The sequence below is a fragment of the Peptacetobacter hiranonis genome, from assembly GCF_008151785.1.
GTDB classification, from domain to species: Bacteria; Bacillota; Clostridia; order Peptostreptococcales; family Peptostreptococcaceae; genus Peptacetobacter; species Peptacetobacter hiranonis.
On the sequence record NZ_CP036523.1, the window covers coordinates 389,796 to 404,954 of the forward strand.

Genomic DNA, 15,159 nt, shown 5'->3' on the forward strand with positions numbered 1-15,159 from the left:
AACTACATATGTATTATGATATGACATCATTTATTTCCTTAATGTGATAAATAAGGATGATAACCTTATAAAAAAATATCAAACTGTAACTGGTCAAGTTATTAAGGGTGCAGGGCGGATGCCTTGGCACCGGGAGCCGATGAAGGACGTGATAAGCTGCGATAAGCTATGGGGAGTTGCACGTAAACTTTGATCCATAGATTTCCGAATGAGGAAACTCACCATGAGTAATGTCATGGTATCTTCGAGTGAATACATAGCTCGTTGAGGGGAACTCGGGGAACTGAAACATCTAAGTACCCGAAGGAAGAGAAAGAAATTCGATTCCGCTAGTAGCGGCGAGCGAACGCGGAACAGCCCAAACCTAAGAAGTTCGCTTCTTAGGGGTTGCGGACATATCATCAGGAAGAGGTTATTACAGACGAAGAGTTTTGGAAAGCTCCGCCATAGAAGGTAACAGCCCTGTAGTCGAAGTGAGAAGACTTCCGATATGATCCAGAGTACCACGGGACACGTGAAACCCCGTGGGAAGCAGGAGGGACCACCCTCCAAGGCTAAATACTACCCGGTGACCGATAGCGCATAGTACCGTGAGGGAAAGGTGAAAAGAACCCCGGGAGGGGAGTGAAATAGAACCTGAAACCCTGTACTTACAAACTGTGGAAGCACATTTCTTGTGTGACCGCGTACTTTTTGTAGAACGGGCCAACGAGTTACGTTATGCAGCAAGGTTAAGTACTTCAAGTATGCAGCCGCAGCGAAAGCGAGTTTTAACTGAGCGTTTAGTTGCATGACGTAGACCCGAAACCGGGTGACCTATCCATGAGCAGGTTGAAGCGAAAGTAAAATTTCGTGGAGGACCGAACCCACGAGCGTTGAAAAGCTCGGGGATGACTTGTGGATAGCGGTGAAATTCCAATCGAACCCGGAGATAGCTGGTTCTCCCCGAAATAGCTTTAGGGCTAGCCTCAGATTCAGAGATACGGAGGTAGAGCACTGAATGTCCTAGGGGGTATTGCACCTACCGAAGACTATCAAACTCCGAATGCCGTCATCTTTTATCTGGGAGTCAGACCGTGGGTGATAAGATTCACGGTCGAGAGGGCAACAGCCCAGACCGTCGGCTAAGGTCCCCAAATGTAGGTTAAGTGGTAAAGGATGTGGGATTGCACAGACAACCAGGATGTTGGCTTAGAAGCAGCCACTCATTCAAAGAGTGCGTAATAGCTCACTGGTCGAGTGATCCTGCGCCGAAGATTTCCGGGGCTAAAACCTACTACCGAAGCCACGGCATCATTTATGATGGGTAGGGGAGCTTTCTTTACTGGGCAGAAGCATGACCGTAAGGACATGTGGACTGTAAAGAAGTGAGAATGTTGGCATGAGTAGCGAGATGTGGGTGAGAATCCCACAGGCCGTAAACCCAAGGTTTCCAGGGGAAGGTTCGTCCTCCCTGGGTTAGTCGGGACCTAAGCCGAGGCCGAAAGGCGTAGGTGATGGACAACAGGTTGAAATTCCTGTACCGCCAATAAGCGTTTGAGAAATGGGATGACACAGTAGGACAGGATGAGCGTGCTGTTGGTTATGCACGTCCAAGCACTGAGGCAGTATCCGGAGGCAAATCCACGGATATAATGCTGGGGTGTGACGGGGAGCGAAATTTAGTAGCGAAGCATCTGCATTCACACTGTCGAGAAAAGTCTCTATCGAGTTTAAAGGCGCCCGTACCGCAAACCGACACAGGTGGGTGAGGAGAGTATCCTAAGGCCAGCGAGAGAACTGTTGTTAAGGAACTCGGCAAAATGACCCCGTAACTTAGGGATAAGGGGTGCCATCGAAAGATGGCCGCAGAGAATAGGCCCAAGCGACTGTTTACCAAAAACATAGGTTTCTGCTAAGTCGCAAGACGATGTATAGGAGCTGACGCCTGCCCGGTGCTGGAAGGTTAAGGGGATCTGTTAGAGCAATCGAAGCAGTGAACTTAAGCCCCAGTAAACGGCGGCCGTAACTATAACGGTCCTAAGGTAGCGAAATTCCTTGTCGGGTAAGTTCCGACCCGCACGAAAGGCGTAACGATTTGGGCACTGTCTCAACAACAGACTCGGTGAAATTGTAATTCCGGTGAAGATGCCGGATACCTGCGACAGGACGGAAAGACCCCATGGAGCTTTACTGTAGCTTGGCATTGGGTCTTGGTACTACATGTACAGCATAGGTGGGAGGCTTTGATTCCAGGACGCCAGTTTTGGATGAGCCACCGTTGGGATACCACCCCTGTAGTACTGGGACTCTAACCAGAGGCCTTGAATCAGGTCTTGGGACACTGTCAGGCGGGCAGTTTGACTGGGGCGGTCGCCTCCCAAAAGGTAACGGAGGCGCTCAAAGGTTCTCTCAGCACGGTCGGAAATCGTGCACAGAGTGTAAAGGCATAAGAGAGCTTGATTGCAAGACATACAGGTCGAGCAAGGACGAAAGTCGGACTTAGTGATCCGGTGGTTCTGAGTGGAAGGGCCATCGCTCAACGGATAAAAGCTACCCTGGGGATAACAGGCTTATCTCCCCCAAGAGTCCACATCGACGGGGAGGTTTGGCACCTCGATGTCGGCTCATCACATCCTGGGGCTGTAGTAGGTCCCAAGGGTTGGGCTGTTCGCCCATTAAAGTGGTACGCGAGCTGGGTTCAGAACGTCGTGAGACAGTTCGGTCCCTATCCGTCGCAGGCGTAGGAAATTTGAGAGGATCTGCCCTTAGTACGAGAGGACCGGGGTGGACGTACCGCTGGTGTACCAGTTGTCTCGCCAGAGGCATGGCTGGGTAGCTATGTACGGAACGGATAAGCGCTGAAAGCATCTAAGCGCGAAGCCAGCCTTAAGATAAGATTTCCCATTCTTCGGAAGTAAGACCCCATGAAGACTACGTGGTTGATAGGTCGGAGGTGGAAGTGCAGTAATGTATGCAGCTTACCGATACTAATAGGTCGAGGACTTGACCAAGTAAATATTTGGTAATTTGATTAATATGTATGTAGTTTTCAGAGTACAATCTCTGAAAATAAAGATTATGTGGTTATTATAGAAGAGAGGATACACCTGTTCCCATTCCGAACACAGAAGTTAAGCTCTCTATCGCTGATGGTACTTGGGGCGAAGGCCCCTGGGAGAGTAGGACGTAGCCACGTAATCTTTTTTTATTTTTTGATTTTACAATAACACAATGAAAAGACGGTATACCAAATAAAAATAGGTAGCCGTCTTTTTTTGTGTAAATTAAAAATAAATTATTTGAACTGTTAGTAAAATGGTATTTTGTGTATAAAAATGGGTATAAGTAAAAGGATAAAAAATATTTAATAATTGAATAATAAATATAAAGTAGGATACTAATAAAAATATATAATCTAGAATTGATTTCAAAGGAGGAATATTATGCAGTTTAATTTAGATATGAGTATACCGCTAATTACGGTATTTTTACAGGGTGTACTAAGTTTTACATCTCCTTGTATACTACCACTTATTCCACTTTATTTAGGATATTTATCAGGTGGAATTAATCAAGAGGATGGAAGTTATAATAAAAAGAAACTAATTATAAACACAATATTCTTTACATTGGGGATAAGTTTATCATTCTTCATAATGGGGCTAGGAGTATCTGCGCTTAAAGAATTCTTTGCTGAATACGGAGGAATAATATCGAAAATTGGTGGAGTAATAATGATATTATTTGGGCTTTATCAGCTTGGAATATTCAAAAGATCTAATTTATTAGAAAGTGAACACAAACTTCCTTTTAAAATGGATAAAATAGCATTATCACCGATAACTGCTATAATCTTTGGATTTACATTTAGTTTTGCGTGGACACCATGCATAGGTCCAGTACTTACAAGTGTCTTAATAATGGCTGGAAGCGCTGAAACTCGGATTAAAGGATTTATGTTGATAGGTGTTTATAGTGCAGGGTTTATAATACCATTCCTATTATTAGGAATTTTCACTACACAACTTATGAATTTAATAAAAAAATATAAAAATATAGTGAAATATACTGTTAAAATAGGAGCCTTTCTTATGATAGTAATGGGGTTATTTGTTTTTAGTGGAAAATTATCATATATGCCAAATAATACAAATAATTCTAGTAGCTCTACAGAATACTCTACAGGAAAAGATGCAACTAATTCAGACAGTGAAGAAAACGACAAGTCAAATGGTACTGCATCGTCAAATAAATCAGAAGAAAATAAAACTCCTGCAATAGACTTTGAATTAAAGGATCAATACGGGAAAACACACAAACTATCAGATTATAAAGGAAAGGTTGTATTTTTAAACTTCTGGGCAACATGGTGTCCTCCTTGTAAAATGGAAATGCCTGACATACAAAAAATTTATGAAAAATACGAAAAACAGGGAGAAAAATCAGAGGTAGTTGTGCTATCTGTTGCAGCTCCAAACACACAGGATGAAAAAGACATCGACGGAATAAAAGCATTCTTAGAAGAAAATGGATACACATATCCTGTATTAATGGATGATGGAGGTTACACATTTGGTGCGTATAGAATATCATCGCTTCCAACTACATTTATGATAGACAAAGAAGGAAATGTATTTGGATATGTTCAAGGTGGACTTACTCAAGAAGCTATGGAGAGCATAATAGAGCAGACTATTACAGGAAAAAGAAAACAATAACAAAACAATAAAAAATTAATAGTAAAAATAAATTACGAATAAAACTAGAGCTAATGGGGAATAATCCTATTAGCTCTAATTTTAACGAACGTATATTCGCGAAATTCTATGAAATAAATTTTATTTATGATATACTAGTTTTGACAAAGACGGAAATATCTGAAAAGGACAGGTGTTTAGATTATGGATAAATTTAAAATACATTCAAAATTCAAGCCAACAGGTGACCAGCCTGAAGCCATAAAGACGATATCAGATGCCATAAAAAGAAACGAAAAATTCTCGACACTACTTGGAGTAACTGGTTCGGGAAAAACATTCACTATGGCAAATATAATAGAAAATGTAAACAAACCAACACTTATACTAGCTCACAACAAAACACTTGCTGCACAGCTTTACGGGGAATTTAAAGAATTCTTCCCTGAAAATGCGGTAGAATATTTCGTATCATACTACGATTACTACCAGCCAGAAGCCTATGTAGCGAGCAGTGACACATATATAGAAAAAGATGCAAGTATAAACGACGAAATAGACAAACTTAGACACTCTGCAACTGCTGCATTATTAGAAAGAAGAGATGTAATAATAATATCATCTGTATCTTGCATATACGGTTTAGGGGATCCAAAAGACTACAAAGAAATGATGCTTTCACTTAGACCAGGTGATGAAAAAGACAGAGATGATGTAATAAAAAGATTAATAGAAATACAGTATGAAAGAAATGACATAAACTTCACTCGAGGAACGTTCAGAGTTAGAGGGGATGTACTAGAAATATTCCCAGCAGGAGACGATGAAAAAGCGATAAGAGTAGAATTCTTTGGAGATGAAATAGACAGAATAACTGAAATAGACTACATAACTGGGAAAATAGTCGGAACAAGAAGCCATGTTGCAATATTCCCGGCATCTCATTATGTAACAACTCCAGAAAGAATTGAAGAAGCGATAAAAAGAATAGAGGCGGAATTAGAAGAAAGAATTCAATATTTCAAAGAAAGGGATATGTTGCTTGAAGCACAGAGAATTGAGCAAAGAACAAACTACGACATAGAAATGCTAAAAGAAATAGGGTTCTGTCAGGGAATAGAAAACTATTCAAGACACTTAACAGGAAGAGGAGAAGGAGAAAAACCGTACACACTTATGGACTTCTTCCCAGAAGACTTCCTAATGATAGTAGACGAATCGCATGTTACAATTCCTCAGGTAAGGGGGATGTATGCAGGTGACCGCTCAAGAAAAGGATCGCTAATAGACAATGGATTTAGACTTCCATCAGCGTACGACAACAGACCTTTAAACTTTGAAGAATTTGAAGAAAACATAAACCAGATAGTATTTACAACAGCTACACCAGGACCTTACGAAATTCAGCACAGTACAACATTTGCTGAACAGATAATAAGACCTACAGGACTACTAGACCCTGAAATAGACGTAAGACCTATCGAAAACCAGATAGATAACCTAGTACATGAAATCTATTCTGTAATCGAAAAAGGAGAAAGAGTACTAGTAACTACACTAACTAAAAAAATGAGTGAGGACTTAACAGACTACCTAAAAGAAATTGGAATAAAAGTAAAATACCTACACTCAGACATAGCAACACTTGAAAGAACAGAAATCATAAGGGATTTAAGAATGGGTAAATTCGACGTACTTATAGGAATTAACCTACTGAGAGAAGGGTTGGATATCCCTGAGGTATCTCTAATAGCAATATTAGATGCAGATAAAGAAGGATTTTTACGTTCTGAAACTTCTCTAATACAGACAATAGGTCGTGCTGCCAGAAATGAACATGGACGAGTAATAATGTATGCAGACAAGATAACTGACTCTATGAGAAATGCAATAGATGAAACTAAAAGAAGAAGAGAAATTCAGGATGCGTACAACAAAGAGCATGGAATTATTCCAAAAACAGTTAAAAAAGATATACGAGCTGCAATCGAAGCTACTCAGGCTGCCGAAGAAGAGGTCGTATATGGAATTAAAGAAACTGATGATATCGACGAACTAAAAGCAAATGTTGCTAAGCTAACAGAAGAAATGATGGAAGCTGCTAAAAATCTTCAGTTTGAAAGAGCTGCGGAATTAAGAGATAAACTAAAAGAATTAGAAGAAAAAATTGCTAAAAAAGAAAAATAGAAAATAGATAAAATCTAAGCAAGTAAATTCAAATAAATAAAAGCGAAAGAAAGGAGTAGCTATGCAAGAAAGAAACATTGTAATAAGAGGAGCTAGAGAAAACAACTTAAAAGGTGTAGACTTAACGCTTCCTAGAAATAAATTCATAGTATTTACAGGACTTTCTGGATCTGGAAAATCATCTCTAGCATTCGACACAATTTATGCAGAAGGCCAGAGAAGATATGTAGAAAGTCTTTCATCATATGCAAGACAGTTCTTAGGACAGATGGAAAAACCTAACGTTGAGTATATAGAAGGACTATCTCCAGCTATATCAATAGACCAGAAAACAACATCAAAAAACCCTCGTTCAACTGTAGGTACAGTAACAGAAATATACGACTACCTAAGACTATTATTCGCAAATGCAGGTGAGGCTCACTGTGCAGTTTGTGGAAAGAAAATAAGCCGGATGACAGTTCAGGAAATAACAGATAAAATATTAGAATTTCCAGAAAGAACAAAAATCCAGATACTATCACCTATAGTTAGAGGAAAAAAAGGAACTCACAAAAAACTAATAGACAACATAAGAAAAGAAGGATTTGTCAGAATAAGGGTAGATGGAGAAAACTACGATATAAACGATGAAATAGAAATCGAAAAAAATAAAAAGCACGATATAGAAGTTGTAGTAGACAGAATAATAGTCAAACCAGGGCTAGAAAGCAGACTTGGAGACTCCCTTGAAACTGCACTAAAATTATCTGACGGACTTGTAATTGCTCAGGTGATAGACGGAGAAGAAGTAATGTTCTCTACAAAATTTGCATGCCCAGACCATGGAATAGGTATAGAAGAATTATCTCCAAGAATGTTCTCATTCAATGCTCCATTTGGTGCATGTGAAGTTTGTAAAGGACTTGGAGAAAGTAAAGAAGTTGACCCAGACTTAGTAGTTCCAAATAAGGACTTAACTATAAAACAGGGTGCTATTGCAGCTTGGGGAGCAGCAGCTACAAACGATGAAACATACTACAGCATGATGATGAAAAGCTTGGCCGACAAATATGGTGTAGACATAGATGTTCCATTCAAAGAACTACCTGAAGATTTTGTACAAGAGCTACTATATGGAAATGGAGTAGACAGCACAATAGTTGAATTTGAATTCGACTCAAAATTTAGTGGAAGAAAAAAATACAGAGCACATTTTGAAGGTGTTGTAACAAATATATCAAGAAGATACCAAGAAACAAAATCAGAGTACATGAGAGATAAACTAGAAGAGTTTATGGCGGAAAGTCCTTGCCCTGTATGTAAAGGAAGAAGACTTAAAAATGAGGTTCTATCTGTACTTGTTGGTGGAAAAAACATAATAGAAGTAACAGACTTATCTATAAATGAATTAATAGAATTTATAGATGGATTAAACGACACATTCTCAGAAAAACAGAAAATGATAGCTACTGAGATAATAAAAGAAATAAAAGCTAGAGCATCATTCCTTAGAGATGTAGGTCTTGACTATCTAAACCTATCGAGAAAAGCTGGAACACTTTCTGGTGGAGAAGCACAGCGTATAAGACTTGCAACTCAGATAGGTTCTGCACTTGTAGGAGTACTTTATGTACTGGACGAACCTAGTATAGGACTTCATCAGAGAGATAACGACAAGCTAATAGGAACTCTAAGAAACCTAACAGACTTAGGAAACACACTTATAGTTGTTGAACACGATGAAGATACAATGAGAGCTGCGGACTACATAGTAGACATTGGTCCTGGAGCTGGAATTCATGGTGGAGAAATAGTAGCAGAGGGAACTGCAGAAGAGATAATAAACAATCCAAACTCTATTACAGGAAAATATCTAAGTGGAGAAAAACAGATAGCAATTCCAGAAACTTTAAGAGAAGGAAATGGAAACTTCATTGAAATCAAAAAAGCATCAGAAAACAACTTAAAGAATATAAACGTAAAATTCCCACTTGGTAAATTTATCTGTGTAACTGGAGTATCTGGATCAGGAAAAAGTACACTAGTAAACGAAATACTTTACAAAGGTGTTGCAAGTAAAGTAAATAGAGCGAGAATAAGACCAGGTAAACACAAAGAAATAACTGGAATTGAAAACATAGACAAAATAATAAACATAGACCAGAGTCCAATAGGAAGAACACCTCGTTCAAATCCTGCTACTTATACAGGAGTATTTGACCATATAAGAGATTTATTTGCATCGACTAATGAAGCAAAAGCAAGAGGATACCAGAAAGGTAGATTTAGTTTCAATGTAAAAGGTGGAAGATGTGAGGCGTGTAAGGGAGATGGAATTATCAAAATAGAAATGCACTTCCTTCCAGATGTGTATGTTCCTTGTGAAGTATGTAAAGGGGAAAGATACAATAGAGAAACTCTACAGGTAAAATACAAAGACAAAACAATATCTGATGTACTAGATATGAACGTAGAAGAAGCACTAGAATTCTTTGAAAACATACCAAATATAAGAAGAAAACTAGAAACTCTAATGGATGTCGGCCTATCATACATCAAACTAGGACAGCCATCTACACAGCTTTCTGGTGGGGAGGCTCAGAGAATTAAACTAGCAGCCGAACTTAGCAAACGTCCAACAGGAAAAACACTGTACATATTAGATGAACCGACAACTGGACTTCACATGGCAGATGTAGACAAACTAATCGACGTACTTCAGAGACTTGCGGACACAGGAAATACAATAGTTGTAATAGAGCACAACTTAGACGTAATAAAAACTTGTGACCATATAATCGACTTAGGTCCAGAAGGTGGAGACGGCGGTGGAACAATAGTTGCCACAGGAACACCAGAAGAAGTATCTAAAGTAGAAGAAAGTTACACAGGACAATTCCTAAAAAGATATTTTAAATAAAGACAAGAAAAAGAATTCAAGTTTTTTAATTAGAAAATTTATAAATGATTAAACATAAAAGGGACTGCTGCAAGATACGCAACAGTCTCTTTTTCTTTACAACAAATTTGTCTGAGGTATAATTATAATATAAAAATATAAGAAGAATACTACTAAAAATGGAGAAAAAAATGGAACAAATTTTAATTGTAGAAGATGATTTAAGGCTCAATCAAGGATTATGCAAAGCCTTAAAATCAGAAAATAGAAAAATTATATCTTGTATGGATTTAAAAAGTGCAAGAGAACAACTAGAAATTGACGACGTATCATTGATATTATTGGATATAAATTTGCCAGATGGAAATGGATTAGACTTTCTAAAAGAATTAAAAGAAGATGATTCAATTAGACCTGTGATTTTACTTACAGCAAATGATACAGATATGGATATTGTTGAAGGACTTGAACAAGGTGCTGATGATTACATAACAAAGCCATTTTCTCTAGCGGTTTTAAGAGCTAGGGTAAATACACAACTTAGAAAAAACGCTGCTAATCTAAAAAATGAAAATGGAAAAAATGAAAGGATTTTTAAAATAGATCACTTTGAATTTAATTTTGATAAAATGGTATTTTTAGCTAGTGGAGAAAATGTAGAACTCAGCAAAACAGAGCAAAAGTTATTAAAAATATTAGTAGAGCATCGAGGTGGAACTGTGAGTCGTAATATGTTGATAGATTACATATGGACTGATGGAGCAAAATATGTAGATGAAAATGCACTTTCTGTAAGTATAAAAAGACTTCGTGACAAACTTGGTGCACAGGATTATATCAAGACAGTCTATGGAATAGGGTACAGTTGGGTGAATAAAGATGAGTAAATTTATTGTAGTATTTGCGTCGATTAGTATAATTGTAGCTTTTATTGTTGTTTTAAAAAATCATGTACGCACTAAAAGAACTATGGATACACTTGAAAAAATGATAGACTCTGCAGCTGATGGTGAATACTCAGAAACAAAATTCGACGAAAGTAGATTGTCCGCATTAGAAACAAAGTTCTCTAATTATCTATCCTCATCAAGCACCTCATCTAAAAATATTATGAAGGAAAAAGAAAAGATAAAAACTCTGATTTCTGATATATCACATCAGACCAAGACTCCGATTTCAAATCTTATTTTGTACAGCGAACTAATAGAAGAAGGAGATTTATCTGAAGATATGCGCTCTAATGTTGAAGCAATTAAACAACAAGCTGAAAAACTAGAATTCTTAATAAAATCTCTTGTAAAACTTTCAAGATTGGAAAATGGAATTTTAAACTTATCGCCAATAAAAGAAGAAATTCAACCTATGTTACAAGATATATACGAACAGTATATATCTAAAGCAATAGGTAAAAATCTAGAATTAAATATTGAAAAGACGACATCAAAAGCTACTTTTGACAGAAAGTGGACTACAGAAGCACTAGGAAATATTGTAGATAATGCAATAAAATATACAAATAGCGGGGAAATAAATATTAAAGTACATGAGTACGAAATTTTTACAAGAATTGACATATCAGACACAGGAATTGGGATATCTGAGTCCGAGCAAGCAGAAGTATTTTCACGTTTTTATCGCTCTCAATCAGTACACAACGATGAAGGCGTGGGAATAGGACTTTACCTAACAAGAGAAATTATCTCTAGTGAGGGTGGATATATAAAACTAACATCAGAACTTGGAGTAGGGTCTACATTTTCTGTATATATTCCGAGATAGATGAAATCTAACAAAACTGTTAGATTTGATATATTTCTAGAAAGAATGTGGAAAGATTTGTATGAGATAATCTGTATATAGAGATGAAGGAACATCTTTTATATACAGATTTTTTTTAGAAACATAAATTTTGGAATTAGAATAATAAATTTCTACATATAACTCTAAGAAAATTTATGTTGTGGAGGTGTGAGATATGAAAATTTTACAAGCAGAGAATTTAATAAAGATTTATGGCTCAGGTGAGAATGAAGTCCATGCACTAGATGGAGTTAATTTTTCAGTAGAAAAAGGAGAATTTGTTGCTATTGTTGGAACATCAGGATCTGGGAAATCAACATTATTACATATACTAGGTGGGCTAGATAGACCTACATCAGGAAATGTAGCAGTAGACAATAGAAATATTTTCTCTTTAAAAGATGAGGAGCTAACTATTTTCAGACGTAGAAAAATTGGATTTGTATTCCAAAATTATAACCTAGTTCCTGTTTTAAACGTATATGAAAATATTGTACTTCCAATCCAACTTGATGGGAAAGAGCCAGATGCAGATTATATCAAAAGTATAATTGAAACACTGGGAATAGAAAGTAAATTGGATAACCTTCCAAATAACTTATCAGGTGGTCAGCAACAACGTGTAGCAATTGCAAGGGCACTAGCCTCAAAACCAGCTATAATACTTGCCGATGAGCCAACAGGAAACCTTGACTCAAAAACAAGTCAAGATGTATTGGGATTATTAAAAGTAACTAGTCAAAAATATGCACAAACAATAGTAATGATTACCCACAATGAAGAAATTGCTCAGTTAGCAGACCGTATAATTCGTATTGAAGACGGTAAAATTGTAGAGCATTAGGGGGGTGGCAGTTATGAAAGTTAAAAATAAAAAATGTATTCGTAATTTGAGTATCAAGCAATTTAAAGCTGGAAAAACTAGAAATTTAATTGCTGTTTTTGCGATTGCATTGACTACATTACTGTTCACATCAATATTTACAATTGCATTTTCTATAAATGAAGGAATACAGGAATCAAATTTCCGCCAATGTGGTGGTTGGAGTCATGCTACTTTTAAGTATATGACAGAAGAACAATTTGAAAATATAAAAGATGATCCATTAATACAACAATATGGAAAAAGACGCTTTGTAGGAATGCCCTCAAAAGTGCCTTTTAATAAAAGTCATGTAGAAATTGGATACTCTGATAAAAATCAAGCTCACTTTATGTATTGTGACCCTGTAGAAGGAAGATTACCTAAAGAGGGAACAAACGAAGCAGCAACAGATACAAAAGTACTTAAACTATTAGGAGTAAAGCCTAAAATAGGTGAAAAATTCACAATAACATTTGATGTAGATGGAAAAGAAACAACACAAACTTTTACACTTAGTGGATATTGGGAATATGATGAAGCAATTGTAGCAAATCATGTATTAATTCCAGAAAGTAGAGCAGAGTCTATATTCAAAGAATTGAATGTCATCCCAGGAAAAACTGGTGATACTATGACTGGAAGTTGGAATATGGATGTAATGTTTAAAAATTCTAGAAATATATCTAAAAACGTGGAAACAGTACTTGAAAATCATGGATACCAAGAAGAAAATAATTCAAATGATGGTACATATATTTCAACTGGTATTAACTGGGGGTATAGTGGAGCACAGATGTCAGAAAGTATGGATTACTCACTAGTGATTGCCATTGTACTTGTATTACTACTTATTATTTTTACAGGATATTTAATAATATACAATGTATTCCAAATTTCTGTTGCAAATGATATTAGATTTTATGGATTATTAAAAACAATAGGTACAACCCCTCGCCAGCTTAAAAAAATTATTCGTCAACAGGCTATGCTTCTTAGCCTAATAGGAATACCATTTGGATTACTTTTTGGTTGGATAGTAGGAAAAGTTTTAACCGCAGCTGTAATGAAGCAGTTTGATGGACTTGTAAGCGTAGTTTCTATCAGCCCAGGTATATTTATTTTTGCTGTTGTGTTTACTCTATTTACAGTATGGATTTCTTGTATTAGACCTAGCAGAATAGCATCAAAAGTTTCTCCAATAGAAGCAGTTAGATACACAGAAGGAAGTAATATCAAAAAGAACTCTAAAAAAACATCTAAAAAAGTATCTCTTTGGGTAATGGCAAAGGAAAATTTAGGTCGTAGTAAAGGAAAAACTATCATAACTGTGATATCTTTATCATTGGCAGTTGTTTTATTAAACTTCACAGTTGTAGTTACAAAAGGTTTTGATATGGATAAATACGTATCCAATTTTGTATCTACAGACTTTGTTGTGGCAAATGCTTCATATTTTAGTGGAGATAATTCATTTAGTGATGAAGAGGAAGTATCGCCATCTGTTATAGATGAGATATCTAAGCAAAGTGGAATAACGGATAGTTGTAAAGTATACGGAAAGACTTCACATATACAAGAATTAATAACAGAAAAAGCCTATAGAAATAATTACAATCAGTATATGTCAAAAGAAGAGATAGATAATAATATAAAATTAGAAGAAAAAACAAAAGATGGACGTATTGCAGACGATGTACAAATTTACGGAATGGAAAAATTTGCACTAGACAACTTAAAAGTTTGGGAAGGAGATCTTTCAAAAGTATATGAACCAGGAAGTAGAAATATTGCAGCTGTATATGTTGAAGATGATTACGGTAAACTAAGAAAAGACTCTCGGTGGGCAAAAATAGGAGATAAAGTTACACTTAGATATGTAGATGAGTTTGAATACTATAATCCAGAAACAGGTGAAGTATATCCAGATGGAACTAATCTTGAACAAGTTCCTTTATGGAGCGCTAGGGCTAAAAAATATAAAGATGTTGAATATACAGTATCGGCAATAGTAACTGTGCCAACTGCATTATCTTATCGTTATTATGGACATGATGAGTTTATATTAAATGATAAGACTTTTATACAAGACTCTGGAACAGACTCTATAATGCTATATGCATTCAACACTACAAAGAAATCAAATTCAAACATGGAAACTTTCCTTAAAGATTACACAACAAAACAAAATCAAGAATACGACTATGAAAGCAAGGAAAAATATGTATCAGAATTTGAAAGTATGCGCTCTATGTTCTTATTAATGGGTGGAGCACTAAGCTTTATAGTAGGATTAATAGGAATACTTAACTTCTTCAATGCAATTCTTACAAGTATAATTACTAGAAAAAGAGAATTTGCAATGCTACAATCTGTTGGTATGACAGGAAAACAGCTAAAAACTATGCTAGTATACGAAGGTTTATACTACGCTTTAGGAGTTGGAGTTCTTTCTCTAGGTCTATCAATAGTATTAAATCCATTTATTGGAAAAACTATAGAAAATATGTTTTGGTTCTTTACTTACAAATTTACAATAACATCAATTTTAATAGTTATGCCTATGTTTATCCTATTAGGGATAGTATTACCACTAGTAATTTACAAATTTGTATCTAAAGCAACAATTGTTGAAAGATTGAGAGAGAATTAGTAATGAAAATAATTTGTTTTTAAAGTATAATTAAATAAAGAAATTAAACAGCCTGAAAAATATTTTTTCAGGCTTTTTTTGAAGGCGGTGGTTTTTC

At 36.2% G+C, this 15,159-nt stretch carries 7 protein-coding genes and 2 rRNA genes; all 9 read left to right on the plus strand.

Going from position 1 to position 15,159, the window contains the following annotated elements; all coding sequences use genetic code 11:
• Nucleotides 1-91 precede the first annotated feature (91 nt).
• The 9 genes from KGNDJEFE_RS02180 (at nt 92) to KGNDJEFE_RS02220 (ending at nt 15,062) form a co-directional block, all read left to right on the plus strand.
• Nucleotides 92-2,993, plus strand: a 23S ribosomal RNA gene (locus KGNDJEFE_RS02180).
• Between the two features lie 68 nt (nt 2,994-3,061).
• A 5S ribosomal RNA gene (gene rrf / locus KGNDJEFE_RS02185) occupies nt 3,062-3,178 on the plus strand.
• A gap of 247 nt (nt 3,179-3,425) precedes the next feature.
• Nucleotides 3,426-4,700 (plus strand): redoxin domain-containing protein, encoded by a 1,275-nt coding sequence (locus KGNDJEFE_RS02190; protein WP_006439572.1) that lies wholly within the window; start codon nt 3,426-3,428, stop codon nt 4,698-4,700.
• Between the two features lie 183 nt (nt 4,701-4,883).
• Nucleotides 4,884-6,866, plus strand: coding sequence for an excinuclease ABC subunit UvrB (uvrB, locus tag KGNDJEFE_RS02195; protein ID WP_006439573.1), 1,983 nt, complete (start codon nt 4,884-4,886; stop codon nt 6,864-6,866).
• Between the two features lie 61 nt (nt 6,867-6,927).
• Entirely contained in the window at nt 6,928-9,768 is a 2,841-nt protein-coding gene (uvrA, locus tag KGNDJEFE_RS02200; protein ID WP_006439574.1) for an excinuclease ABC subunit UvrA, read from the plus strand.
• 170 nt (nt 9,769-9,938) lie between these two features.
• Nucleotides 9,939-10,634, plus strand: a complete 696-nt coding sequence (locus KGNDJEFE_RS02205; RefSeq protein WP_040410339.1) for a response regulator transcription factor — start codon at nt 9,939-9,941, stop codon at nt 10,632-10,634.
• Entirely contained in the window at nt 10,627-11,526 is a 900-nt protein-coding gene (locus tag KGNDJEFE_RS02210) for a sensor histidine kinase (RefSeq protein ID WP_006439576.1), read from the plus strand. Before KGNDJEFE_RS02205 ends, KGNDJEFE_RS02210 begins: the two co-directional genes overlap by 8 nt.
• Before the next feature lie 196 nt (nt 11,527-11,722).
• Nucleotides 11,723-12,391 (plus strand): ABC transporter ATP-binding protein, encoded by a 669-nt coding sequence (locus KGNDJEFE_RS02215; protein ID WP_006439577.1) that lies wholly within the window; start codon nt 11,723-11,725, stop codon nt 12,389-12,391.
• A gap of 13 nt (nt 12,392-12,404) precedes the next feature.
• Nucleotides 12,405-15,062 (plus strand): ABC transporter permease, encoded by a 2,658-nt coding sequence (locus KGNDJEFE_RS02220; protein WP_040410340.1) that lies wholly within the window; start codon nt 12,405-12,407, stop codon nt 15,060-15,062.
• The last annotated feature ends 97 nt before the right edge of the window (nt 15,063-15,159 follow it).

What these genes read in the sequence shown, in the direction of transcription:
- KGNDJEFE_RS02190 (WP_006439572.1), top strand. Translation starts at nt 3,426, where the DNA reads ATGCAGTTTAATTTAGATATGAGTATACCGCTAATTACGGTATTTTTA.
- uvrB (WP_006439573.1), top strand. Translation starts at nt 4,884, where the DNA reads ATGGATAAATTTAAAATACATTCAAAATTCAAGCCAACAGGTGACCAG.
- uvrA (WP_006439574.1), top strand. Translation starts at nt 6,928, where the DNA reads ATGCAAGAAAGAAACATTGTAATAAGAGGAGCTAGAGAAAACAACTTA.
- KGNDJEFE_RS02205 (WP_040410339.1), top strand. Translation starts at nt 9,939, where the DNA reads ATGGAACAAATTTTAATTGTAGAAGATGATTTAAGGCTCAATCAAGGA.
- KGNDJEFE_RS02210 (WP_006439576.1), top strand. Translation starts at nt 10,627, where the DNA reads ATGAGTAAATTTATTGTAGTATTTGCGTCGATTAGTATAATTGTAGCT.
- KGNDJEFE_RS02215 (WP_006439577.1), top strand. Translation starts at nt 11,723, where the DNA reads ATGAAAATTTTACAAGCAGAGAATTTAATAAAGATTTATGGCTCAGGT.
- KGNDJEFE_RS02220 (WP_040410340.1), top strand. Translation starts at nt 12,405, where the DNA reads ATGAAAGTTAAAAATAAAAAATGTATTCGTAATTTGAGTATCAAGCAA.